General features: G+C 71.7%; 16 protein-coding genes. 5 read left to right on the top strand and 11 right to left on the bottom strand.

Annotation, left to right across the window (positions count from 1 at the left end; all coding sequences use genetic code 11):
- Window positions 1-280: 280 nt before the first annotated feature.
- On the top strand, window positions 281-487 hold the full coding sequence (locus tag AB0J12_RS02460) for a DUF5988 family protein (RefSeq protein ID WP_363262293.1): 207 nt from the start codon (window positions 281-283) through the stop codon (window positions 485-487).
- 69 nt (window positions 488-556) lie between these two features.
- Here the strand turns inward: AB0J12_RS02460 and pruA are convergent, their stop codons facing one another.
- Both pruA and AB0J12_RS02470 read right to left on the bottom strand, forming a co-directional pair.
- Window positions 557-2,188: an L-glutamate gamma-semialdehyde dehydrogenase gene (pruA, locus tag AB0J12_RS02465; protein WP_363262294.1), complete on the bottom strand. Its 1,632-nt coding sequence runs from the start codon at window positions 2,186-2,188 to the stop codon at window positions 557-559.
- Between the two features lie 38 nt (window positions 2,189-2,226).
- Window positions 2,227-3,153: a proline dehydrogenase family protein gene (locus AB0J12_RS02470; protein WP_363262295.1), complete on the bottom strand. Its 927-nt coding sequence runs from the start codon at window positions 3,151-3,153 to the stop codon at window positions 2,227-2,229.
- A gap of 162 nt (window positions 3,154-3,315) precedes the next feature.
- Here AB0J12_RS02470 and AB0J12_RS02475 point away from each other — a divergent pair, with 162 nt between their 5' ends.
- Complete coding sequence (locus AB0J12_RS02475; protein ID WP_363262728.1) at window positions 3,316-4,533, top strand: helix-turn-helix domain-containing protein; 1,218 nt, start codon at window positions 3,316-3,318, stop codon at window positions 4,531-4,533.
- A 90-nt stretch (window positions 4,534-4,623) separates the two neighbouring features.
- On the opposite strand, the gene AB0J12_RS02480 is transcribed toward AB0J12_RS02475, so the two are convergent.
- Window positions 4,624-5,214 (bottom strand): TetR/AcrR family transcriptional regulator, encoded by a 591-nt coding sequence (locus AB0J12_RS02480; RefSeq protein WP_363262296.1) that lies wholly within the window; start codon window positions 5,212-5,214, stop codon window positions 4,624-4,626.
- Window positions 5,215-5,309: 95 nt separating this feature from the next.
- On the opposite strand from AB0J12_RS02480, the gene AB0J12_RS02485 reads away from it, so the two are divergent.
- Entirely contained in the window at window positions 5,310-6,836 is a 1,527-nt protein-coding gene (locus tag AB0J12_RS02485) for an MFS transporter (RefSeq protein WP_363262297.1), read from the top strand.
- A 64-nt stretch (window positions 6,837-6,900) separates the two neighbouring features.
- Here AB0J12_RS02485 and serA read toward each other — a convergent pair whose 3' ends face one another.
- From serA to AB0J12_RS02515, 6 genes are all read right to left on the bottom strand, one after another.
- A complete protein-coding gene (gene serA, locus AB0J12_RS02490) occupies window positions 6,901-8,490 on the bottom strand; it encodes a phosphoglycerate dehydrogenase (RefSeq protein WP_363262298.1) in 1,590 nt (529 codons plus the stop codon).
- Window positions 8,491-8,753: 263 nt separating this feature from the next.
- Window positions 8,754-9,752 carry a ketol-acid reductoisomerase gene (ilvC, locus tag AB0J12_RS02495; protein WP_363262299.1) on the bottom strand — a complete coding sequence of 333 codons (999 nt, stop codon included), beginning with the start codon at window positions 9,750-9,752 and terminating at the stop codon, window positions 8,754-8,756.
- Window positions 9,753-9,870: 118 nt separating this feature from the next.
- A complete protein-coding gene (gene ilvN / locus AB0J12_RS02500; RefSeq protein WP_363262300.1) occupies window positions 9,871-10,395 on the bottom strand; it encodes an acetolactate synthase small subunit in 525 nt (174 codons plus the stop codon).
- A gap of 23 nt (window positions 10,396-10,418) precedes the next feature.
- Window positions 10,419-12,275 carry an acetolactate synthase large subunit gene (locus AB0J12_RS02505; protein ID WP_363262301.1) on the bottom strand — a complete coding sequence of 619 codons (1,857 nt, stop codon included), beginning with the start codon at window positions 12,273-12,275 and terminating at the stop codon, window positions 10,419-10,421.
- 213 nt (window positions 12,276-12,488) lie between these two features.
- Window positions 12,489-15,749, bottom strand: a complete 3,261-nt coding sequence (locus tag AB0J12_RS02510; protein ID WP_363262302.1) for an EAL domain-containing protein — start codon at window positions 15,747-15,749, stop codon at window positions 12,489-12,491.
- A 581-nt stretch (window positions 15,750-16,330) separates the two neighbouring features.
- The gene (locus AB0J12_RS02515) at window positions 16,331-17,296 is read right to left on the bottom strand and encodes a 2-hydroxyacid dehydrogenase (RefSeq protein ID WP_363262303.1); all 966 of its coding nucleotides are present in this window, start codon (window positions 17,294-17,296) and stop codon (window positions 16,331-16,333) included.
- A gap of 75 nt (window positions 17,297-17,371) precedes the next feature.
- Here AB0J12_RS02515 and AB0J12_RS02520 point away from each other — a divergent pair, with 75 nt between their 5' ends.
- Entirely contained in the window at window positions 17,372-18,376 is a 1,005-nt protein-coding gene (locus tag AB0J12_RS02520; protein ID WP_363262304.1) for an aldo/keto reductase, read from the top strand.
- Window positions 18,377-18,970: 594 nt separating this feature from the next.
- The gene (locus AB0J12_RS02525) at window positions 18,971-20,101 is read left to right on the top strand and encodes a PQQ-dependent sugar dehydrogenase (RefSeq protein ID WP_363262729.1); all 1,131 of its coding nucleotides are present in this window, start codon (window positions 18,971-18,973) and stop codon (window positions 20,099-20,101) included.
- Window positions 20,102-20,107: 6 nt separating this feature from the next.
- On the opposite strand, the gene AB0J12_RS02530 is transcribed toward AB0J12_RS02525, so the two are convergent.
- Window positions 20,108-20,299: a DUF6191 domain-containing protein gene (locus AB0J12_RS02530; RefSeq protein WP_363262305.1), complete on the bottom strand. Its 192-nt coding sequence runs from the start codon at window positions 20,297-20,299 to the stop codon at window positions 20,108-20,110.
- A 37-nt stretch (window positions 20,300-20,336) separates the two neighbouring features.
- Window positions 20,337-23,378, bottom strand: a complete 3,042-nt coding sequence (locus AB0J12_RS02535) for an AAA family ATPase (RefSeq protein ID WP_363262730.1) — start codon at window positions 23,376-23,378, stop codon at window positions 20,337-20,339.
- Window positions 23,379-23,666: the final 288 nt, after the last annotated feature.

Consider the following 23,666-nt stretch of genomic DNA (forward strand, 5'->3'; position numbering starts at 1 on the left):
CCCGCAGCGGCCGGCACCGGGCAAGGGTGCCCTAGTCGGAAAACGGGCGGCCGGACCGAGGACGGACACCCCCCACCCCGGCCCCGACCCACCCACCGACACAGCGCGCTACACCAGCCACCCACGCACCGCGACGGGCCGCCGCAGGCATATAAGGGGCGCGCGGAACTGCGCGAGCAACCACAACGCACCCGCAGACGACAACGCACCCGGCTCCCCCGGACGGCTGATCCTCACCCCCGTCCGGGACACCCCGCACAACCCCGGGAACGATGCCTCCATGACCAACGCGGCCAAAGCAGTACTGGAAGGCGGCCCCGAGGACCTGTCGGAGCGGATCGTCCCGATCACTCCGCCCGGCACGGAGCTGAAGATCCCCCACCGGGGCGGATACGAGCACTTCCGGTCCACCCCACGGCACCAGGACACGGACCAGGGCCGGCTACCGGTGTACGAGTGGTGGGAGCGCACCGAGATCGCGGAGTAGCCGGGGTACGCCGACGGGCCGGGTCCCGTGCGGAAGACCCGGCCCGTCGGCGTACCCGCAAAAGGGCCGTCAGCCCATGTGCGGGTAGCCGTACTCGGTCGGCGGCACCAGCGTCTCCTTGATGGCGCGGGTCAGCGTCCACCGCTGCAGGTTCTGCGGCGCACCGGCCTTGTCGTTGGTCCCGGAGGCCCGCCCGCCACCGAAGGGCTGCTGCCCGACCACGGCACCGGTCGACTTGTCGTTGATGTAGAAGTTGCCGGCCGCGTACCGCAGCTTCTCCATCGTGTACGCGGCAGCCGCGCGGTCGTTGGCGATGACCGAGCCGGTCAGCGCGTAGTCGGAGACGGACTCCATCTGCTCGAGCATCTCGTCGTACTTGTCGTCCTCGTAGACGTGCACCGCGAGGACCGGGCCGAAGTACTCGGTGGTGAACACCTCGTTCTCCGGGTCGGTGCACTCGATGACGGTCGGCCGGACGAAGTAGCCGACCGAGTCGTCGCAGGAGCCGCCCGCGACGATCGTGCACGCCGGGTCGGACGCGGCCCGGTCGATCGCGGCCTTGTTCTTGGCGAAGGCCCGCTCGTCGATGACGGCGCCGATGAAGTTCGTCAGGTCGGTGACGTCACCCATGGCGATGCCGTCGATCTCGGCCGCGAACTCCTCCTTGAAGCCGTCGTTCCAGATCGACGCCGGGATGTACGCCCGGGAGGTCGCCGAGCACTTCTGGCCCTGGTACTCGAAGGCGCCACGCGTCAGCGCGGTCTTGAGCACCGCGCGGTCGGCCGACGGGTGGGCGACGACGAAGTCCTTGCCGCCGGTCTCGCCGACGAGACGCGGGTAGGAGCGGTACTTCTCGATGTTGGCGCCGACCGTCTTCCACAGGTACTGGAAGGTCTTGGTCGAACCGGTGAAGTGGATGCCGGCCAGGTCGCGGTGGTTCAGGGCGACCTCGGAGACCTCGATGCCGTCACCGGTGAGCAGGTTGATGACACCCTTGGGCAGGCCCGCCTCCTCCAGCAGCCGCATCAGCAGCACGGCGGCGTGCGTCTGCGTCGGGGACGGCTTCCACACCACGACGTTGCCCATGAGGGCGGGCGCGGTGGGCAGGTTGCCGGCGATGGCCGTGAAGTTGAACGGCGTGATCGCGTAGACGAAGCCCTCCAGCGGGCGGTGGTCGAGTCGGTTCCACACGCCCGGGGAGTTGGCCGGGGGCTGCTCGGCCAGGATCTGGCGGGCGTAGTGGACGTTGAACCGCCAGAAGTCGACCAGCTCGCAGGGGGTGTCGATCTCGGCCTGCTGGGCGGTCTTGGACTGGCCGAGCATCGTGGAGGCGGCCAGCGTCTCGCGCCACGGGCCGGACAGCAGTTCGGCGGCGCGCAGGAAGATCGCGGCGCGGTCGTCGAAGGACAGCGCGCGCCAGGCGGGGGCGGCCGCGAGGGCCGCGTCGATGGCGTCCTGTGCGTCCGCCTTCGTGGCGTGGCGGAAGGTGCCCAGGACGGCCTTGTGGTTGTGCGGCTGCACGACCTGGAACGGCTCGCCGCCGCCCATCCGCTGCTCACCGCCGATGGTGCAGGGCAGGTCGATCGGGTTCTCGGCCAGCTCCTTGAGCTTGGCCTCCAGCCGGGCACGCTCGGGCGAGCCGGGGGCGTAGCCGTGCACCGGCTCGTTGACGGGGGTGGGGACCTGGGTCACAGCGTCCATGTTTTCCGTAACTCCTTGAGGTGAGCGGTGTTTCGGTCTCAGCCCTTGGTGAGCATCGAGCGGGCGAAGAAGCGCAGGTTGGCCGGCTTCTCCGCGAGGCGCCGCATGAAGTAGCCGTACCAGTCGGTGCCGTAGGCGGTGTAGACGCGCATGCGGTGGCCCTCGGCGGCCAGCCGCAGGTGCTCCTCGCCGCGGATGCCGTACAGCATCTGGAACTCGTACTCGTCCAGCTTGCGCCCGGCGCGGTGGGCGAGCTCCTGGGCGATGGCGATCAGGCGCGGGTCGTGGGACCCGATCATCGGGTAACCCTCGCCCTCCATCAGGATCCGCAGGATGCGGACGTAGGCCTTGTCGATCTCGTGCTTGTCCTGGTACGCGACGGACGCGGGCTCCTTGTAGGCGCCCTTGACCAGGCGCACCCGGCTGCCCGCGGCGGCGAGCCGGCGGGCGTCGGCCTCGGTGCGGAAGAGGTAGGCCTGGATGACGCAGCCGGTCTGCGGGAAGTCCTTCCGCAGCTCCTCGTGGATGGCGAACATCGAGTCGAGGGTGGTGTGGTCCTCGGCGTCGAGCGTCACGGTCGTACCGATCGCGGCGGCGGCCTCGACGACCGGGCGCACGTTGGCCAGGGCCAGCTCGTGGCCGCCTGCCAGCGCCTGCCCGAACATGGACAGCTTCACCGACATCTCCACGCGCTCGCCGAGCCGGAGGTCCTTGAGGTGGTCGATCAGGGCCAGGTAGGCGTCCCGGGCGTGGGTCGCCTGCTCCGGCGTGGTGATGTCCTCGCCGACGACGTCCATCGTCAGCTCCAGACCCTTGGCCGTGAGGTCCTCGATGATCGGGACGATGTCGTCGACCGTCTCCCCGGGGATGAAGCGGTCGACGACCTGCTTGGTCACCGGGGCCGCCGAGATCAGGCGTCGCATCCGGTCGCTGCGCGACGCGGCGAGAATCACGGGACCCAGCACGGGGCACCTCCACTACGAACAAAACCAGGCCGAAAACCCACGATCCGGGTACGGCACGGAGAACCACCGTGAAATCTAAGGATCCCCCCGATCGTCAGCCATCGACAGCTGTCACGCATCCGTGCCCGGGATCTCAGACACATGTATGAAGACCGGGGCGAGATGCGGGAGAATGCCCGGGTGGCGGCGGAACACAGGGGTGACTACCAGGAACTCGTGGACGAGATCTCGGAGCTGCTCGGCGCTCCGGCAACGCTGGAGAACCGGGACTTCGAACTGATCGCCTTCGGTGCCTACGACGACGACGGCGACCTCGATCCGACGGTGCTGGACCCGGTGCGCACCCGCTCGATCCTCACCCGGCGCTCCACGGCCGCCGTCCGCGCCTGGTTCGAGGGCTTCGGCATCACCCGGGCGAGCGGCCCGGTCCGCATCCCGCCGACCCCGGACGCCGGGGTCTACCGGGGCCGCATCTGCCTGCCGGTGCGCCATCGCGGGGTCGTCCTGGGATACGTCTGGCTGCTGGACGGCGAACCCGGACCGAGCGACGCCCAGCTGGCCGCCGCCATGGAGGTGACGGCCCGCATCGGCGCGCTGCTCGCGGACGAGGCGCAGCACGGCGCCGATCTGACCCGGGAGCTGCGGGCTGTGCTGGCCTCGGAGCCGGGCTGGCAGCGGGACGCGGCGGTGGCGGAGCTGCGCACCGCGCTGGGGGTGCGCGCGGACGGCCCGCACACGGTGGTGTGCGTGGCGCCCTGGCCCTCGGCCGACCCTGCTGAGGCCCCCTCGGTGCGCACCCTGCCGGGCGCGACGGCGCTGTGCACGGTGCCGTGGGGGGCGACGGAGCACTGTCTGGCGGTGCTGGTGCGGCTGCGCTCGACGCAGACCGTGACGCCGGCGGTGTCGGTGGCGACGCGGCTGCGGGAGCGGGCGGGGGCGGGTCTCGGTGCCGCCGGGTCGGGCGCCGCGGGCGCGGTGGCCGGGATCGCCGCGGCCCGTACCGGGCTCGCCGAGCTGGGCGCGGCCTGGCACGAGGCGTCGGCGGCGGCGCGCGCGGCCCTGGCCGACCCGCGTTTCTCTCCCGTCGCCGAGTGGTCCGGCATCGGGCCGTACCGTCTGCTCACCTCGCTGCCGCCCGCGGCGGCCGCGGATCCGGTGGTGGCCCCGCTGCTCACCGCCGCCCACCGCGAGCTGGCCCGCACCGCGGAAGTGTTCCTCGACTGCGCGGGCCAGGCGGGGCGCACGGCGGCCCTGCTGGGCATCCACCGGCAGACCCTGTACTACCGGCTGTCCCGGGTCGAGCAGCTGACGGGCCTGGACCTGGACGACGGGGAGGACCGGCTGCTGCTGCACATGGCGTTGAAGGCGGCGCGGCTCTAGCCTGCGGCGCTTGGGCCGGTTTTCGGCTGCCGGTTCGTTTGATGGCTCACGCAGTTCCCCGCGCCCCTTGGTGGGCTTCCCTCACCGGTGTCAGTTCGGCGCAGCGCCCCTGACGACCCGGCGCAAACCCTCGGTGAGCTGGTCGGCGGTGGTCGCCGAGTCGGGGTCGAAGAGCCACTGGACCATCAGGCCGTTGAGCAGGGTCTGGTAGAGGCGGCCCTCGGTGTCGACGCTCTCGTCGTCCAGCTCGGCCTCAGGGATGCCGTTGAACAGCGTCAGGATGCCCTTGCGTCCCTCCACCTGTGCCTCCGCCAGGAGCTTGCGGACCTCGGGGAGCCGGTCGCCCTGGAAGAGCAGTTCGAAGCTGAGCAGCCAGATCGCCCGTGAGGCGGGCACCGACCGGATGATGCCCGTCCACACCTCCTGGAACCGCTCCAGCGAGCCCGGTGGCGCGTCCACCTGGCCGCTCGCGCCCCAGCCGGGGTCGAAGTCGTCGCCGACGCTCTCGATCAGTTCGACGTACGCCTGCACGAGCAGGGCGTCCTTCGAGCCGTAGTGGTAGCCGATCGAGGCCAGGTTGGTCCCCGACTCCTTGACGATGTCGCGCGCGGTGGTGCGCAGGAAGCCCTTCTGCAGCAGGCAGCGCTTGGCGCCCTCGAGCAGGTCCTCACGGTGTCCCATGCCCTCACCCTACCCGGATTCATACAGGCGTCCCATACAGATGAATTATACGAGCGTTCTAGACAAGCGTTTAATACGCCCGTACATTCATGGGCATGACGACGAACCCGACGAGCACCACCCCGCTCCCCGCCGCCCGGGCCGGACGCCGTGAATGGACCGCGCTCGGTGTGCTGATGCTTCCGCTGCTGCTGGTCTCGATGGACGTCTCGGTGCTGTATTTCGCGATCCCCGCGATCAGCGCCGACCTGGAGCCGAGCGGCACCCAGCAGCTGTGGATCTTCGACATCTACGCGTTCGTGCTGGCCGGTCTGCTGATGACGATGGGCTCGCTGGGCGACCGCATCGGCCGCCGCCGGCTGCTGCTGATCGGCGCGGCCGCGTTCGGCGCGGCCTCACTGGTCGCCGCGTACGCGAACAGCGCCGAGACCCTGATCGCGGCCCGCGCGGTCCTCGGCATCGGCGGCGCCACGCTGATGCCGTCCACCATGGCGATGGTCCGCACGATGTTCACCGACCCCGCGCAGCGCGCGAAGGCGATCGGGATGTGGTCCGGCGTGATGACCGGCGGCATCGCGCTGGGCTCGGTGCTCAGCGGTGTCCTCGTCCAGTACTTCTGGTGGGGCTCGGTCTTCCTGGTCAACCTGCCCGCGATGGCGCTGCTGCTGGTCCTCGGCCCGGTCCTGCTGCCCGAGTCGAAGAACCCCGAGCCCGGCCGCTTCGACTGGGTGAGCGTGCCGCTGTCCATGGCCGCGGTGCTGCCGGTGATCTACGGCCTGAAGGAGATCGCGTCGCAGGGCTGGCACGCGGGCCACGTCGTCTCGATCGCCATCGGTCTGGTCTTCGCCGCCTGCTTCGTCCACCGCCAGCGCACCGCGGCCTCTCCGATGATCTCGCCGGAGCTGTTCCGCGGGCGGGGCTTCGCGCCGGCCGTCGTACTGAACCTGGTCTCGTCGTTCGCCATGATGGGGTCGGCCTTCTTCACCACCCAGTACCTGCAGTCGGTGCTCGGCAAGAGCGCGATGGAGGCGGCCCTGTGGGCGCTGCTGCCGTCGGTGCCGATCGGCTTGGCGGCGCCGCTGGCGGCGGCCCTGGTGCAGAAGGGTGTCGAGCGGGCGTACGTCGTCACGGCGGGCTTCCTCATCGCCGCCGCCGGGTACGGCATGCTGGCCCTCGCCGGCACCGATTCGATGTGGCTCGTGCTGACCGCGTGCGGAGTGCTGGCCTCCGGGATCGTCATGGTGATCTCGCAGATGACCGACCTGGCGCTGGGCACCGCCCCGGCCGAACGGGCGGGCTCCGCCTCCTCCCTGCTGGAGACCGGCGCCGAGTTCGGCGGTGCGCTGGGGATGGCGGTGCTCGGCTCCATCGGGACGGCGATCTACCGCCACGACATCCCGGCCTCGGCGCCGGACGCGGCCCGCGAGACCCTGGGCGGCGCGCTGGCCCTCGCCGGGAAGGTGCCCGGGCTGGCGGTGGTGGCGCGGGAGGCGTTCACCAGCGGGATGCAGGGCGCGGCGATCGCGGGTGCGGTGCTGCTCGCGGGGGCGGCCGTCGCGGCGGCCGTCACTCTGCGGGGCGTACGGGTGCGGGAGCAGGCGGAGGTCGAGATCGCTGCCTGACGACGCACGAACGCCGGGTGGGGCTGAGGTTTCCCTCAGCCCCACCCGGCGTTGTGGCGGTGGATCAGACCAGGTTCACGGAGCGGGCCGACGTGGCGCCGATCTCCGCGGCGACCTCGGTCAGCACACCCGCCGGCACCGTGTCGTCGACGGTCAGAACGGCGAGCGCCTCGCCGCCGACCGCCGCACGGGCGACCTGCATACCGGCGATGTTGATGCCCGCCTCGCCGAGGATGCGGCCGACGGTGCCGACCACACCGGGACGGTCCTCGTACTTCAGCACCACCATGTGCTCGGCGAGCGCCAGATCCACGTCGTAGTCACCGACGGCGACGATCTTCTGGACGTGCTTGGGGCCGGCCAGCGTGCCGGAGACCGACACCTCCTCGCCGGTGCCGAGCGTGCCGCGCACGGTGACGACGTTGCGGTGGTCGGCCGACTCCGAAGAGGTGGTCAGGCGGACCTCGACGCCGCGCTCCTGCGCGAACAGCGGGGCGTTGACGTAGGAGACCGTCTCGTCGACGACGTCCTCGAAGACGCCCTTGAGCGCGGACAGCTCCAGCACCTTCACGTCGTGCTGGGTGATCTCGCCGTACACCTCGACGTCGAGGCGGACCGCGACCTCGCCCGCCAGCGCGGTGAAGATACGGCCGAGGCGCTCGGCCAGCGGCAGGCCCGGCTTGACGTCCTCGGCGATGACGCCGCCCTGGACGTTGACGGCGTCCGGCACCAGCTCACCGGCGAGCGCGAGGCGCACCGACCTGGCGACGGCGATGCCGGCCTTCTCCTGCGCCTCGTCCGTGGACGCGCCGAGGTGCGGGGTGCACACGACCTGGTCGAACTCGAACAGCGGGGAGTCCGTGCAGGGCTCCTTGGCGTACACGTCGAGACCGGCACCGGCGACCCGGCCCTCCTTGAGGGCGGAGTACAGGGCCTGCTCGTCGACGATGCCACCGCGCGCGGCGTTGATGATCCGCACGCTCGGCTTGACCTTGCGCAGGGCCTCGTCGCCGATCAGGCCGAGCGTCTCGGGGGTCTTGGGCAGGTGGACGGTGATGAAGTCGGAGACCTCGAGCAGCTCGTCCAGGGAGAGGACCTTCACGCCCATCTGCGCGGCGCGAGCGGGCTGCACGTAGGGGTCGTAGGCGACGACCTTCATGCCGAAGCCGGACATGCGCTGGGCGACCAGCGCGCCGATGCGGCCGAGGCCGACGACACCGAGGGTCTTCTCGGCCAGCTCCACGCCCGTGTACTTGCTGCGCTTCCACTCGCCGTTCTTCAGCGCGGCGTTGGCCTGCGGGATGTGGCGGGCGGTGGCGACGATCAGACCGCACGCCAGCTCGGCGGCGGTCACGATGTTGGAGGTGGGGGCGTTGACGACCATCACGCCGGCCTTGGTGGCGGCGGAGACGTCGACGTTGTCCAGGCCGACGCCGGCGCGGGCGACGACCTTGAGCTTGCGCGCCGCGGCGACGGCCTCGGCGTCGACCTTGGTGGCCGACCGGATCAGGATCGCGTCCACCTCGGCGATGGCCGGCAGCAGTTCGGCGCGGTCCGCGCCGTTGCAGTGCCGGATCTCGAAGTCCGGACCGAGGGCGTCGACAGTGGCGGGCGACAGCTCTTCAGCGATGAGTACGACAGGTTTCGAGCTCACGTGAGTCCTCACATGTGCGATGCGGACGGCCGTCCCGACGGCCGCAGGCGGTGGAGGGGGGCTAGCCGCGGAAGACGCACGACGCTGTGGGCCTGACGCGTGTTGTTCAGCAGTCTAGTGGCGTGGCGGGGGCCGTATTGCGCCTCCGCGGAAGGATCACCCGTCCGTGGCTGGACGGGGTGGACAACGCCCCTACTACCGACGTTACCCGAGGTTCGCCGAAGGGGCCGGAACGGTCTCGCTCCGGCCCCTCGGCATGAGGCTTACGCCTCCTCGTTCACCCAGCTCATCAGCTTGCGCAGCTGCTTGCCGGTGGTCTCCAGCAGGTGCTCGGCGTCCTGCTGCTTGTACTCGTTGTACTTCTTCAGACCGCCGTGGTACTCGTCCATCCAGGTCTGGGCGAAGGTGCCGTCCTGGATCTCGGTGAGGACCTGCTTCATCTCGGCCTTGGTGGCGTCGGTGATGATGCGCGGGCCGGTGACGTAGTCGCCCCACTCGGCGGTCTCGGAGACGGACCAGCGCATCTTCTCCAGGCCGCCCTCGTACATGAGGTCCACGATCAGCTTCAGCTCGTGCAGGCACTCGAAGTAGGCGATCTCCGGCTGGTAGCCCGCCTCGACCAGGGTCTCGAAGCCGGCCTTGACCAGGGCGGCGGTGCCACCGCACAGCACGGCCTGCTCACCGAACAGGTCGGTCTCGGTCTCCTCGGTGAAGGTCGTCTTGATGACGCCGGCGCGGGTGCCGCCGATGGCCTTCGCGTACGACAGGGCCAGCGGGAAGGCGTTGCCGGTGGCGTCCTGCTCGACGGCGGCGATCGCGGGGACGCCGCGGCCCTCCTCGTACTGGCGGCGGACCAGGTGGCCCGGGCCCTTCGGGGCGACCAGGGCGACGTCCACGCCGGCCGGGGGCTTGATGAAGCCGAAGCGGATGTTGAAGCCGTGGGCGAAGAACAGCGCCTTGCCGTCCGACAGGTTGGGGGCGATGGACTCCTCGTAGACCTGGGCCTGGATCGGGTCCGGGATCAGGATCATGATGACGTCGGCCTCGGCGGCGGCCTCGGCCGGGGTCACGACGCGCAGACCCTGCTCCTCGGCCTTGGCCTTGGACTTGGAGCCCTCGTGCAGACCGACACGCACGTCGACACCCGAGTCACGCAGCGACAGCGCGTGGGCGTGGCCCTGGCTGCCGTAACCGATGACCGCGACCTTGCGGCCCTGGATGATGGACAGGTCGGCGTCGGCGTCGTAGAACAGCTCGGCCACTTTGGGTTCTCTCCTTGTGTACGGGTGTTGCGTCCCACCGTATGACGGCGGGGGGAGGGGAAGTTTCGGGGTCTCGGTATACGGGCGGCCGGTGTCACCCGGCCGCCCGAATCCGTCGTTACGCCGACCGGTCCAGGGCGCGCAGCGACCGGTCCGTGATCGAACGGGCGCCGCGGCCGATGGCGATCGTGCCGGACTGCACCAGTTCCTTGATGCCGTACGGCTCGAGCATCTTCAGCATCGCGGACAGCTTGTCGCTCGAGCCGGTCGCCTCGATCGTGACGGCGTCCGGGGAGACGTCCACGGTCTTGGCGCGGAAGAGCTGGACGATCTCGACGATCTGCGAGCGCGTCTCGTTGTCGGCGCGCACCTTCACCAGGACGAGTTCGCGCTGCACGGCCTGCGCCGGCTCCAGCTCGACGATCTTGAGGACGTTGACCAGCTTGTTGAGCTGCTTGGTCACTTGCTCCAGCGGGAGGTCCTCGACGCCGACCACGATGGTGATGCGGGAGATGTCGGGGTGCTCGGTGACGCCGACCGCGAGCGAGTCGATGTTGAAGCCGCGCCGGGAGAACAGGGCGGCGATCCGGGCGAGGATGCCGGGCGTGTTCTCCACCAGGACGGAGAGCGTGTGCTTGGACATGGTCTTTTCTACGTCTCTCTCGCTCAGTCGTCTTCGTTGTCGCCGAAGTCGGGGCGGACGTCCCGGGCGGCCATGATCTCGTCGTTGGAGGTGCCGGCGGCGACCATCGGCCAGACCATGGCGTCCTGGTGGACGATGAAGTCGATGACGACCGGGCGGTCGTTGATGGCGTTCGCCTCCTCGATGACCTTGTCGAGGTCGGCGGGGTCCTCGCAGCGGATCGCGTGGCAGCCCATGGCCTCCGACAGCTTGACGAAGTCGGGGACGCGGGTGCCCTGGGCGGGCGCCTTGCCGTCGTGCTCCGGACCGGAGTGCAGGACGGTGTTGGAGTACCGCTGGTTGTAGAACAGCGTCTGCCACTGGCGGACCATGCCGAGGGCGCCGTTGTTGATGACGGCGACCTTGATCGGGATGCCGTTCAGGGCGCAGGTGGTCAGCTCCTGATTGGTCATCTGGAAGCAGCCGTCGCCGTCGATCGCCCACACCGTCTGGTCGGGCGCGCCGGCCTTGGCGCCCATGGCGGCCGGGACGGCGTAGCCCATGGTTCCGGCGCCGCCGGAGTTCAGCCAGGTCGCCGGCTTCTCGTACTTGACGAAGTGCGCGGCCCACATCTGGTGCTGGCCGACGCCCGCGGCGAAGATCGTGCCCTCGGGGGCGAGCTGCCCGATCCGCTCGATGACCTGCTGCGGGGACAGCGAGCCGTCGTCGGGCTGGTCGTAGCCGAGCGGGTAGGTCTCGCGCCAGCGGCTGAGGTCCTTCCACCAGGCGGTGTAGTCGCCCTGGTTGCCCTCGCTGTGCTCCTTCTGCACGGCTTGGATCAGGTCGGCGATGACCTCGCGGGCGTCCCCGACGATCGGCACGTCCGCGGCGCGGTTCTTGCCGATCTCGGCCGGGTCGATGTCGGCGTGGACGATCTTCGCGTACGGCGCGAAGCTGTCCAGCTTGCCGGTGACACGGTCGTCGAAGCGGGCGCCGAGGGCGACGATCAGGTCGGCCTTCTGCAGCGCGGTGACGGCGGTGACCGCACCGTGCATGCCCGGCATTCCCACGTGCTGCGGGTGGCTGTCGGGGAACGCGCCGAGCGCCATCAGGGTGGTGGTGACGGGCGCTCCGGTCAGTTCGGCGAGGACCTTCAGCTCGGCGGTGGCCTTGGCCTTCAGCACGCCGCCGCCGACGTAGAGGACGGGGCGCTTCGCGGCGGTGATGAGCTTCGCGGCCTCGCGGATCTGCTTGGCGTGCGGCTTGGTCACCGGGCGGTAGCCGGGCAGGTCCATGGTGGGCGGCCAGGTGAAGGTGGTCTTCGCCTGGAGGGCGTCCTTGGCGATGTCGACCAGGACCGGGCCCGGGCGGCCGGTGGAGGCGATGTGGAACGCCTGCGCGATGACCCGCGGGATGTCCTCGGCCTTGGTGACGAGGAAGTTGTGCTTGGTGATCGGCATGGTGATGCCGACGATGTCCGCCTCCTGGAAGGCGTCCGTGCCGATCGAGCTGGAGGCGACCTGGCCGGTGATCGCGACCATCGGCACGGAGTCCATGTGCGCGTCGGCGATCGGGGTGACCAGGTTGGTGGCGCCGGGGCCGGAGGTGGCCATGCAGACGCCGACCTTGCCGGTGGCCTGCGCGTAGCCGGTGGCCGCGTGGCCGGCGCCCTGCTCGTGGCGGACCAGGACGTGGCGCACCCGCGTCGAGTCCATCAGCGGGTCGTAGGCCGGCAGGATCGCACCGCCCGGAATGCCGAATACCGTGTCAGCGCCGACCTCCTCGAGGGAGCGGATGAGGGACTGCGCACCCGTGACGTGCTCGACGGGGGCGGACTGCTGTCCTCCGGATCGGGGCCGCGGCTGCGGATGGGCCCCGGTGGCCTGCTCGGTCATCGGCATTCTCTTCTCGATGCTGAGGGTTTTTGCGAAGTTTGGGCGAAGTCTGATTGCTGCCTGTGCAACAAAAAACCCCTCGTGCCGTAAGGCAAGCGAGGGGAGCGCGCCGGGTGGAGGTCGCTGAGCGATCGGGGCTCAGCGTCAGCCGACGCGCTGTCCAAGTACGAGAATTCGGGTGCGCATGGCACTGACCCTCCCCCCGGCACACACCCGGTGTCAAGTGGGTGGGACGGGAGTCTCATCATGTGAGCGCAAAGTCGTCCTGCCTCCCAGAACGGCCGGAACACCTGCGCGATATCCGCCCGCGAACGCCGGCTCGGCGGGGCCCTGCGGCACCGGGCAGTGGCCGGAAGTGAGCGCTCTGCGCAGCCGGTACTCGTCGAGCGGTCCGGCGAAGGCCATGCCCTGGCCGTGGGTGCAGCCCATCGCGCGCAGGGCGACGACCTGTTCGGGCAGGTCCACGCCCTCGGCGACGGACGGCAGTCCCAGGTCGGCGGCGATCCGCAGCAGCCCGCCGGTGATCTTGTGCAGGCGGGCGGACTCCACGATCCCCTCGACCAGGCTTCGGTCCAGCTTCAGTACGTCGACGGGCAGGCGCCGAAGCGCCGTGATGGCCGCGTAGCCGCTGCCGAAGCCGTCCAGGGCGATGCGCACACCGAGCCGTCTGAGGGCCGCCAGACGCCGCTCCAGCTCCTCCAGCGGCACCCGCGGGTCCAGATCGGCCAGCTCGATCACCAGGGCCCTGGAGGGCAGCCCGTGCCGGGTCAGCAGGGCCTCGATCGAGCCGGGCGGCATCGACCGGTCCAGCAGCCGCCGCGCCGAGACCCGTACGGCGACCGGTACGGCGCGGCCGGAACCGGTGCGCTCGGCGGCCTGCTCGACGGCCTCCTGGAGCATCCAGCGGCCCAGCTCCGCGGTCTTGTCACTGTCCTCCGCGACCCGCAGGAACTCGGCGGGCGTGAACAGCACGCCCTGCGAGGAACGCCAGCGCGCCTGCGCGGACACCGCCGTGATCCGGCCGTCCTCCAGCCGCACCACCGGCTGGTGCAGCAGACAGAACTCGCCGTCGTGCAGTGCCGCCCTGAGCCGGCCGGCCAGCTCCGCCTTGCGCACGACGTCCTGCTGCATCTGCGGCCGGTACAGCTCGACCCGGCCCTTGCCCCCCGCCTTGGCTCGGTACATCGCGAGATCGGCGTTGCGCAGCAGCTCACCGGCGCCGAGGCCCGGTTCGGCGAAGGCGACACCGATGGAGGCGGCGACCCGGACGTCGTTGCCGCCGATCTCGTACGGCTGCGAGAGCGTGAGCCTGAGGCGGTCGGCGAGCTCCAGGATGTGGCGCTCTCGCTCGGTGCGGTCGCGGGTGTTGTCGCCGGCGATCAGCGCCGCGAACTCGTCGCCGCCGAGCCGGGACGCGGTGTCCCCCTGCCGGACGGCGTCCTGCAGTCTGCGGGCGGCCTGCACGAGCAGCTCGTCACCGGCCTGATGGCCGATGGTGTCGTTGACGGCCTTGAAGCCGTCGAGGTCGATGAAGAGCACCGCGGTGTTGTGCAGCGCGAGCCCGCGGTCGCTGGCCCGGCGGCCGGACAGCGCCTGCTGCACACGCCGGGTGAACAGCGAGCGGTTGGGCAGGTCGGTGAGCGGGTCGTGCTCGGCGTTGTGCTGGAGCTGCGCCTGCAGCCGCACTCTTTCGGTCACGTCCCGGCTGTTGAAGATCAGGCCGCCCTGGTGCCGGTTGACGGTCGACTCGACGTTGAGCCAGCCGCCGTCGCCGGAGCGGAAGCGGCACTCGATGCGGGTGGTGGGTTCCTCCTGCGGGTTGGCGGCGAGGAAGCGGCGCACCTCGTGCACGACGCACCCCAGGTCCTCGGGGTGGATCAGGTTGGCCAGTTCCGTCCCCACCAGGTCCTCGGCGGGGCATCCGTAGACGCCGGCGGCGGCCGGGGAGACGTAGCGGAGGACGCCGCTGGGCGCGGCGATCATGATGACGTCGCTGGAGCCCTGCACCAGGGAGCGGAAGTGGTTCTCCTTCTGCGCCAGTTCCTGGGTGAGGGTGATGTTGTCCAGCAGCATGATGCCCTGGCGGGTCACGAGCGCGAGCACGACCGTGCCGCCGGTCAGCAGCACCACGCGCGAGACGCTGTGGCCGTTGAGGACGTTGTAGAGGATCCCCAGTGTGCAGACCGCGGCGGCCAGGTACGGCGTGAGGGCGGCGAGGGAGCCGGTGATGGGCCGGGTGGCCGGGTACCGGCCGGAGTCGCCGGCCGCGGCCGGTCCCTGCGCGGGCGGCATGGCGGCGGGGATGGGGGCCGTCACCGTGGAGGCGGGCGCATGGAGATCGGGCACCGGGTGGTGACCGCCGCGCCGGCCGCCGGTGTGATGGTCACCGCGTGGGCTTTCGGGGCGGTGGTGCTCGCCACGTGGGCTTTCGAGGTGCGGGTGCTCGCCGCGTCGGATTTCGGGGCGAAGGTGCTCGCCGCGTGGCACTTCGGGGCTGAGGGGCTCGCCGCGCCGGTTTTCGGGGTGGTGGGGCTCGCCGCGCCGGTTTTCGGGGTGGTGGGGCTCGCCGCGCCGGCTGCCGGGCAGGTGCTCGTGCACCACGCGTGTGTGCCCGCGGGCGGGGCCCACGCGCGGGTGCCGGGGCGCGGCCCAGGGGGCGTAGGCGAGCAGCAGCGAGCCCGCGAACCAGCCCGCGTCGAGCAGTTGGCCCGAGCGGTAGCTGTTGTGCAGCAGCGGCGAGGTGAACAGCGCGTCGCACATCACCGTGAGGGCGAGCGCCCCGATCGCCGTGTTGACGGCCGTGCGGTTCACCGCCGAACGCCCAAAGTGCAGCACGAGCACCATGCTGACCAGCGCGATGTCCAGCAGCGGGTACGCCAGCGACAGGGCTGCGTGGGTGACGCTGGGGCCGTCGAACTTCGCCGCCTGGGCGAGCGCGAGGCTCCAGGCCAGCGTGAGCAGCGAGCCGGCGATCAGCCAGGCGTCCAGCGCCAGGCACACCCAACCGGCCTTCGTCACCGGCCGCTTGGCCAGCACCAGCAGGCCGACGATGGCGGGCGGCGCGAAGCACAGGAAGAACAGGTCGGCGATGGACGGGCTGGGCACCGGCCGGTCCAGCACGACCTCGTACCAGCCCCAGACGCCATTGCCGAGGGCCGCCATGGCCGAGGAGACGGCGAACAGCATCCAGGCGGGGCGGAAGTGGACCCGGCGGATGCGCGCGTAGAAGAAGCAGGAGACCGACGCGGCGCCCGCGGCGACGGCGAGCCCGAAGTCGCCCATGATCAGAGCGACTTCCCGCGAGCCCCAGTCGAACGAGGAGCCGACGGCGTAGGCCGCGCAGACGAGGGCCAGGAGCAACTGGTGGACGAGGTTGCGCCGGCCGTCACCGGCCTGCGGGCGCGGCAGCGGCGCGGGGACGGGCGGCGGCGTACGCAGCGCGCCGTCCAGGGTGGTCACGGAGGACGGGGGCGAGCTCACCGTGGCCTCCCGGTCCGCGCGGTTCCCGGGTCCCTGGGATCCCGGTGCGGTGGGTGGGCGTTCCTCCTGCGGGCGCCGGGCCTGCGGGAGTGCGGGGTGTGCTGACTGTGGTGGCTGCGATGGCTGCGCCGGCTGCCGTGGGCGGGGTGACCGCCGTGGCCCTGACCGCTGTGGCCCTGACCGCCGTGGCTCTGACCGCTGTGGTGCGGATGGCCGCCGTGGTATTGGCCGTTGTGACTGATGTGGCCGGTTCGGCTCTTGTGCGCGCTGCCGGCGTGGTGGCCGCGTGTGCGTGCCGCCGTGCGCCAGGGTCGTCGTCGGCGGTCCGACAGCGTCGGATCGTCGGTCCAAAGGCCGTACATCGCCCGTCGCCCCCCTCACAACTCTGAAATGTCCTCCCCGGCGCCGAACGGCGCGCGGCGCAGCCCCTGTCGGGACGATACACCAGTCTCGTCACTCAGGGACATAGTTCCTCTACGCTCCGTGACGACCAGCGGGAACGCGGGTACAGGCCGCATCCGGGGGACTGCGGAGGGTACCCGAACCGGACCCGACGGTTGCCGTGCGGCTCCTCGACCGGGTTACGCGCCGCCGTCCTCCCCCGTCGTAAGAATCACGTTGCGCAGCGGCTCGCGGTTCACGAAACGGGTCAACTGGTCCACGAGCAGCCGCTCGGCGCGCGGCAGGAAGGCGGACGTGGGGCCTCCGACATGCGGGCTGATGAGCACGCCGGGTGCACGCCACAGGGGGTGATCGCGCGGCAGCGGCTCGGGGTCGGTGACGTCCAGGGCGGCGGTGATACGGCCGCTCTCCAGTTCGGCGAGCAGCGCCTTGGTGTCGACGACGGGGCCGCGCGCGACGTTGACGAGCAGGGCGCCGTCCTTCATCCGGGCCAGGAACTCGCCGTCGACGAGATGCCGGGTGGCGTCGGTGAGCGGGGTGGACAGCACGACGACGTCCGCCTCGGACAGCAGGGCGGGCAGATCGGTGAGCGGGTGCACAAGGCCGCGCTCCGTGGTGCGCGCGGAGCGTGCGACGCGCACCACCCGCGCGAGCTCGAACGGCGCGAGCCGGTCCTCGATCGCGGCGCCGATCGAGCCGTAGCCGACGATGAGGACGGTCTTGTCGGCGAGGGCGGGACGGAAACCGCCGAGCCACTCGCCTCGTTCCTGCGCCTTCACGAAGTCGGGGATGCCGCGCAGGGAGGACAGGATGAGGGTCAGGGTCAGTTCGGCGGTGCTCGCCTCGTGCACGCCGCGGGCGTTGCACAGGCGGACGCCGGGGCGGAGGTGGTGCAGACCGGGCTGGACGTGGTCGATGCCGGCGGAGAGCGTCTGGACGACCTGGACCCCGCGCATCTCGGGCAGCGGGCGCACGCCGACGCCGCTCGGCTTCATGTACGGCACGACGTAGAAGGCGCAGTCGGCCGGGTCGGCGGGGAACTCCGGCTCGCCGTTCCAGAAACGGTACGTCGGGCCCGCGGGAAGACCCTCGATCTCGTCGGGTGGGAGGGGCAGCCACACATCGGCGGTCACGTCAGCAGTCATGAGTGGAGGCTATGTCAGGTCCTCGCAGGTGCAGAGGTTAGGTTGGGACGCCAGGAGAGGGAGGGTCACGAGCAGGTGGAGCGCAGGACGATCGGGGCGGCGGCACTCTCCGTGGGAGCCGTCGGACTCGGGTGCATGCCGATGAGCTGGGCGTACAGCCGGTCTCGGCAGCGGGGCGACGAGTCGCTCAGGGCGGTGCACCGGGCGCTCGATCTGGGCTCGACGCTGCTGGACACCGCGGACATGTACGGGCCGTTCACCAACGAGTTGCTGCTGGGGCGGGTGCTGAAGGAGCGGCGGACGGACGCGTTCGTGTCGACGAAGGTCGGGCTGCTGGTGGGTGATCAGCACATCGTGGCGAACGGGCGGCCGGGGTATGTGAAGCGGGCGTGTGACGCGTCGCTGCGGCGGCTGCAGACGGATGTGATCGATCTTTACCAGCTGCATCGTGCCGACCCCGAGGTACCCGTCGAGGAGACATGGGGCGCGATGGCGGAGCTGGTGCAGGCCGGGAAGGTGCGGGCGCTGGGGCTGTGCGCGGTGGGGGTGCGCGGCGGGCGGCGGGCCGGGGGGCGGCGCGGGCTGTACGAGGGGACGCTGCGGCAGTTGCAGCGGGTGCAGCAGGTGTTTCCGGTGAGCGCGGTCGAGGCGGAGCTGTCGGTGTGGTCGCCGGAGGCGGCGCGGACGCTGCTGCCGTGGTGTGAGGCGCGGGGGGTGGGTTTTCTGGCGGCGATGCCGTTGGGGAACGGGTTCCTGACCGGCACGTTGACGCCGGGTGAGGGGTTCGAGCCGGACGACATGCGGGCGCGGCATCCGCGGTTCACGGCGGAGATGATGGCCGCCAACCAGCCGATCGTGGCGGGGCTGCGGCGGGTGGCGCGGCGGCACGGGTCGTCCGTGACGCCTGCGCAGGTGGCGTTGGCGTGGGTGTTGGCGCAGGGGCGGCATGTGGTGCCGGTGCCCGGGGCCAAGCGGGAGCGGTGGGTTTCGGAGAACGCGGGGGCGGTGGGCGTGCGGTTGCGCTCCGCGGATTTGCGGGAGTTGGGTGGGTTGCCGGGGGCGCGGGGGTCTTGGGACTGAGATCGTCGTTCGTCTGCGGGGTGCGTGGTGGCTGGTCGCGCAGTTCCCCGCGCCCCTTATGGGCCTGCGGCGGCCCGTTGCTGTCCGGTGGCCGGTTGCGGTAGCGCCTTGCGTTGTCTGTGGGTCGGGGCCGGGGCGGGGGGTGTCCGTCCTCGGTCCGGCCGCCCGCATCTCAGAAGGGCACCGTTGCCCGGTGCCGGCCGCTGCGGGCGGACCCCCCCCCACCCCGTCCCCTTCTCGCCGCGGGCGGCTGCCGGCCGTCGTCGGCTTGGCGGCGGGTCGCCACACGGGGGCAGGCGCCAACCTGCGCGGCTGCGAGCGGACGGCTCGTCCTGCCAAGCCGCGGGCATGCGTGCCTCCCCCAAGCTCTTCGAGCAGGGGGACCCCCAGGGCGGCACGGGTGGGCGCGGGCGGCGCCCCGTCAGCGCCGGGCTGCGCGTCCCACCTCCGGCCAGCATCGACGCCGGGCGCAGCCCATGCCGTGCGTCGGGTTTTTTGGGGGGCGGGAACCTTGGAGGCGTGGGGGGCGTATGAACTAGGGGGCGGTGAAGGGAGCGGAGCGTGCGGCGGCGGCGGCGGCGAGTTGGGGTGGCTCTGTTGGGCGCGGTCGTGCTCGTGGTGGCGGCCGGGTGTTCCTCCGGCGGGGGATCGCCGGAGCGGGCCGGCGCCTCGGCGAGTCGTGCGGAGTCGCCGACGGCTTCCGTGTCGCCCACGGAGTCCGCGCCGGCGGCGAAGGGCACCGTGACGGTGGTGCGTACCGTCGCGACCGGGCTGGACTCGCCGTGGGGCCTCGCTCCGCTGCCGGACGGTGGTCTGCTGGTGGCGTCGCGGGACAAGGGCACGATCACCCGTGTCGACGACAGGACGGGGAAGAAGACCGAGCTGGGAGAGGTGTCCGGGGTCGCGGCGGACGGCGAGGGCGGGCTGCTGGGCATCGCGCTGTCCCCGGACTACGCCTCGGACCACATGATCTACGCGTACTTCACCTCCGCCTCGGACAACCGCATCGCCCGCATGATCTACGACGCCCGGAAGCCGGCGGGCGAGCAGCTGGGCGCTCCCGACACGGTGTTCAGGGGCATTCCCAAGGGCGTGATCCACAACGGCGGGCGGATCGCCTTCGGGCCGGACCGGATGCTGTACGCCGGCACGGGCGAGACCGGGGAGCGGGGGCTCGCGCAGGACAGGAAGTCGCTCGGCGGGAAGATCCTGCGGCTCACGGCGGAGGGCGAACCGGCGCCGGGGAACCCGTTCCCGGACTCCCCCGTGTACTCCTACGGGCACCGGAACGTGCAGGGGCTCGCCTGGGACGGCAAGCAGCGGCTGTTCGCCTCGGAGTTCGGGCAGGACACCTGGGACGAGCTGAATGCGATCAAGCCCGGAGGCAATTACGGGTGGCCGGATGCCGAGGGGCGGTCCGGTGACAGCGCGTATGTCGATCCGGTCGCTCAGTGGCACACGGACGACGCCTCGCCCAGCGGTATCGCCTACGCCGGCGGCTGTGTGTGGATGGCCTCGCTCAAGGGGCAGCGGTTGTGGCGGATTCCCCTCAGGGGCACGCAGGCGTCCGCCGCGCCGCAGGACTTCCTGCGGGGCGAGTACGGGCGGCTGCGCACGGTGGTCGCGGCCGGTGGGGACAGGCTCTGGGTCAGTACCAGCAACACCGACGGACGGGGTGAGCCGAAGGGCGGGGACGACCGGATCCTGGAAGTGCGGGTCCGCTGAGGGCGCTCACTCCGGGGGGTCGTCCTCGTCCTGCTCCGGGCCCGGCGGCCGTACGACCACCTTGCCGGACGCCAGGTCTATCGGGCCGCGCCCGGGGTCGCCGTCGCCGACGTCCTCCCGGGTCAGTTCCAGCCGGTTCTGCTCGTCGCGGGTGTGCTTGCGGCCGGGCGCGAACACTTCCTCGAAGACGTTGAACATCGCCCCTCCCCGCTGCCGGTTCCCTCCACCCTACGTCTCAGCGTGCGGCCCGCACAGGGAGAGCCTCGGCGTACAGGCCCAGCCGGTGGGCCACGGCCGCCGCCTCTCCGCGGCCGGAGACGCCCAGCTTGGCCAGGATGTTGGACACATGGACGCTGGCGGTCTTCGGGGAGATGAACAGCTCCTCGGCTATCTGGCGGTTGGTGCGGCCGGCGGAGACCAGGCGCAGCACGTCCCGTTCGCGGAGGGTGAGGCCGAGGGCCTCGGCCGGGTCGGCGGCGGCCGGGTCCGGCTGTGCGGGGCCGGTCAGGGTCAGCCGGGCGCGGCGGGCGAGCAGGGCGGTGGCGTCGGCCAGCGGGCGGGCTCCCAGGTGGTCGGCGACGGCATGGGACAGGCGGAGCAGCTCGGTGGCGCGGGCGCGCTCGTCGTCGCCGCCGACGGTGACAAGGGCTTCGGCGAGGCGGTGGCGGACGCGGGCGAGGTCGTAGGGGCGTTCCAGGGCCTCGAAGGCGGTGACGACCGGTGACCAGGTGCCGGGGGTGGCCCGGTCCTCGGCGCGCAGGACTTCGGCGCGGACCCACTGTTCGTGGGCGTGCCAGATCGGGGCGGCCGTGGTGAGTTGTTTGACGGTCTGGAGGATGCGGGCGAGGATCCGCTCGCGGTCCTGCTCGGCCGTGGGCGAGGTGAGCGCGTCCGCTTCGGCGGTGGCGGCCGCCAGCAGCAGGGGCCAGGCGTAGCGGTGGGTGCCGGGCGGTGTCCCGGCGTCCAGGGCGCGCTCCAGTTCCGCGCGGGCGTCGAGGAGGCGGCCCTGGGCGGCGGCCACGCCGACGGCGATGCGGGCCAGCGGCAGCCGCTGCTGGGGCATCGGGTCGTGTGAGCCGAAGTGCTCGCGTGAGGCGCCCAGTTGGCGTTCCGACTCGGCCAGATCGCCTCGGGCGAGGGCGAGGTGGGCCAGACACAGCGCGCCCGTGCCCTGCGGCTTGGCGCTCTGCCCGCGGCGCAGGGCGTTCTCCGCGGCCTGCGCGGCGCCGTCCCACTCCCCCAGCGAGTACAGCGAGTCGGAGAGGTTGCCCCACACCCACGACTCGGAGTCGAGCAGTCCGAACTTGCGGGCGTAGGCGGCTCCTTCGCGCAGTACGGCGGCGGCTTCCCGGGAGCGGCCGACCGACTCCAGTTCGGAGGGCAGGTTGATGTACGCGCGGCCGGCGACGGGCGGTACGCCCTCCTGGATCGCCTGCTCCATGACCTGGCGCATCTCGGCGAGGCCTTCGTCGACGGCACCGGAGTCGACCATGAGCCCGCCGAGGGTCAGCCGGGCGTTCAGCTCGATGGACCGGGCGTCCACCATGCGCGCGTACTCCACCGCCCTCTCGGCGGCCGCGAGCGCCTCGGCGCCCGGCTGGTGCAGCATCGACCAGCCGGCGACGGCGGTGAGCACCTCGGCGTGCACGGTGGACGGCGGCAGGCCGCGCACCAGCTCCTGCGCGGTGGCCAGTTCGGCCCAGCCGTCGCCGCGGGCGAGGGACTGCACCAGGCGGGAGCGCTGGCTCCAGAACCAAGCGGCGCGCAGCGGGTCGGGGTCGTCCTCCAGCAGTCGCAGCGCCCGCTTGGTGATCTTCAGGGCGCGTTCGCGTTCCATGGAGAGGCGTCCGGCCACGGCCGCTTCGGCCATCAGGTCGAGGTAGCGCAGGGGCGTGGTGGTGGTGTCGCAGCCGCAGGCCGGATAGGCCTCGGCGTGGTCGTGCGGCCGCAGGCGCGCCCGTACGTCCTCGGGGACGGCGTCCCACAGTTCCATCGCCCGCTCCAGCAGGCCGAGTTGCTCGCTGTAGGCGTGCCGGCGGCGGGCGGTGACCGAGGCGTCCAGGACGGTGGGCAGCGCCTTGGCGGGGTCGTGTGCGTGGTACCAGTAGCTGGCCAGGCGCATGACGCGCTGGTCGGCCGGGACGAGGGTGGGGTCGCTCTCCAGGGCCTCGGCGTAACGGCGGTTGAGGCGGGAGCGCTCGCCGGGGAGCAGGTCGTCGCTGACGGCTTCGCGGACCAGGGAGTGGCGGAAGCGGTAGCCGTCGCCGGCGGGGGTGGGGATGAGGATGCTGGCGTTGACGGCGGCGCGCAGGGCCTCGATGAGGTCGTCCTCTGCGAGGGAGGCGACGGCGGCGATCAGCCGGTACTCGACGGTGGAGCCGCCTTCGGCGACGACCCGGACGACCCGCTGGGCGCTCTCGGGCAGCGCCTCGACGCGGACCAGGAGCAGGTCGCGCAGGGTGTCCGTGAGGCCGGTACAGCAGCCCGCGTGGGCGGCGACGGCGAGTTCCTCGACGAAGAAGGCGTTGCCGTCGGAGCGTTCGAAGATGTCGTCGACCTGGTCGGGGTCGGGTTCACCGGCGATGATGCCGGCGACCTGGCGGCAGACCTCTTCGCGGGTGAAGCGGGCGATGTCGAGGCGGCGGACGGTGCGCAGCCGGTCGAGTTCGGCGAGGAGGGGGCGCAGGGGGTGGCGGCGGTGGATGTCGTCGGAGCGGTAGGTGCCGAGGACGACGAGGCGGCCGGAGCGCAGGGTGCGCAGCAGGTAGGCGAGGAGGTGGCGGGTGGAGGCGTCGGCCCAGTGCAGGTCCTCCAGGGCGACGACGACGGTCCGCTCGGCGGCGATCTGCTGGAGCAGGCGGGCGGTGAGTTCGAAGAGTCGGGCCATGCCCTCCTCGTCGTGCCGGCCGGGGCTGGTCTCGCCCAGCTCGGGCAGCAGCCGGGCCAGTTCGTCCTCCTGGCCTGCGGCCGCTGCGGCGACGTCGGCGGGCAGTTCGCGGCGCAGGGCGCGCAGGGCGGCGGAGAACGGGGCGAACGGCAGGCCGTCGGCGCCGATCTCGACGCAGCCGCCGAGCGCGACGACGGCGCCCTCACGGCAGGCGGCGGTGACGAACTCCTCCACCAGCCGCGTCTTGCCGACGCCGGCCTCCCCCGCGATGAGCAACGCCTGCGGCTCGCCCGTGGCGGCGCGGGCGAGCGCGTCGTGCAACGCCTCCAACTCGTCGGCACGACCGACGAACACCGGACTGACGGACCTGGTCTCCACGCCGGAGAGCATCGCACGGGGCTCTGACAACGGGGCACCGGTTTTCGCCGGGGGCAGAGCGGCCGCCGGGCCGCCACGACCGGTCGACGCGGCGGCGGCCGCGCCGGCAGAGGGGCCCGCCGTGTCCTCGGCCGGCGACCGGGGGACCCCGACGGACCCGGCCACCGGCACCGATCCGGACGCCCGAACCGCCGGCCCTGGGAACTTCGCCCCCGTCGCCGCCGAAAAGCCGGACACCGGCCCCGTCGGGAGGCCGGTGTCGGTGGTGCTGGGCGGATCTGTCGGCGTGGGTCTCGCCGG

Source organism: Streptomyces sp. NPDC049915, assembly GCF_040656475.1.
Lineage (GTDB): Bacteria > Actinomycetota > Actinomycetes > Streptomycetales > Streptomycetaceae > Streptomyces.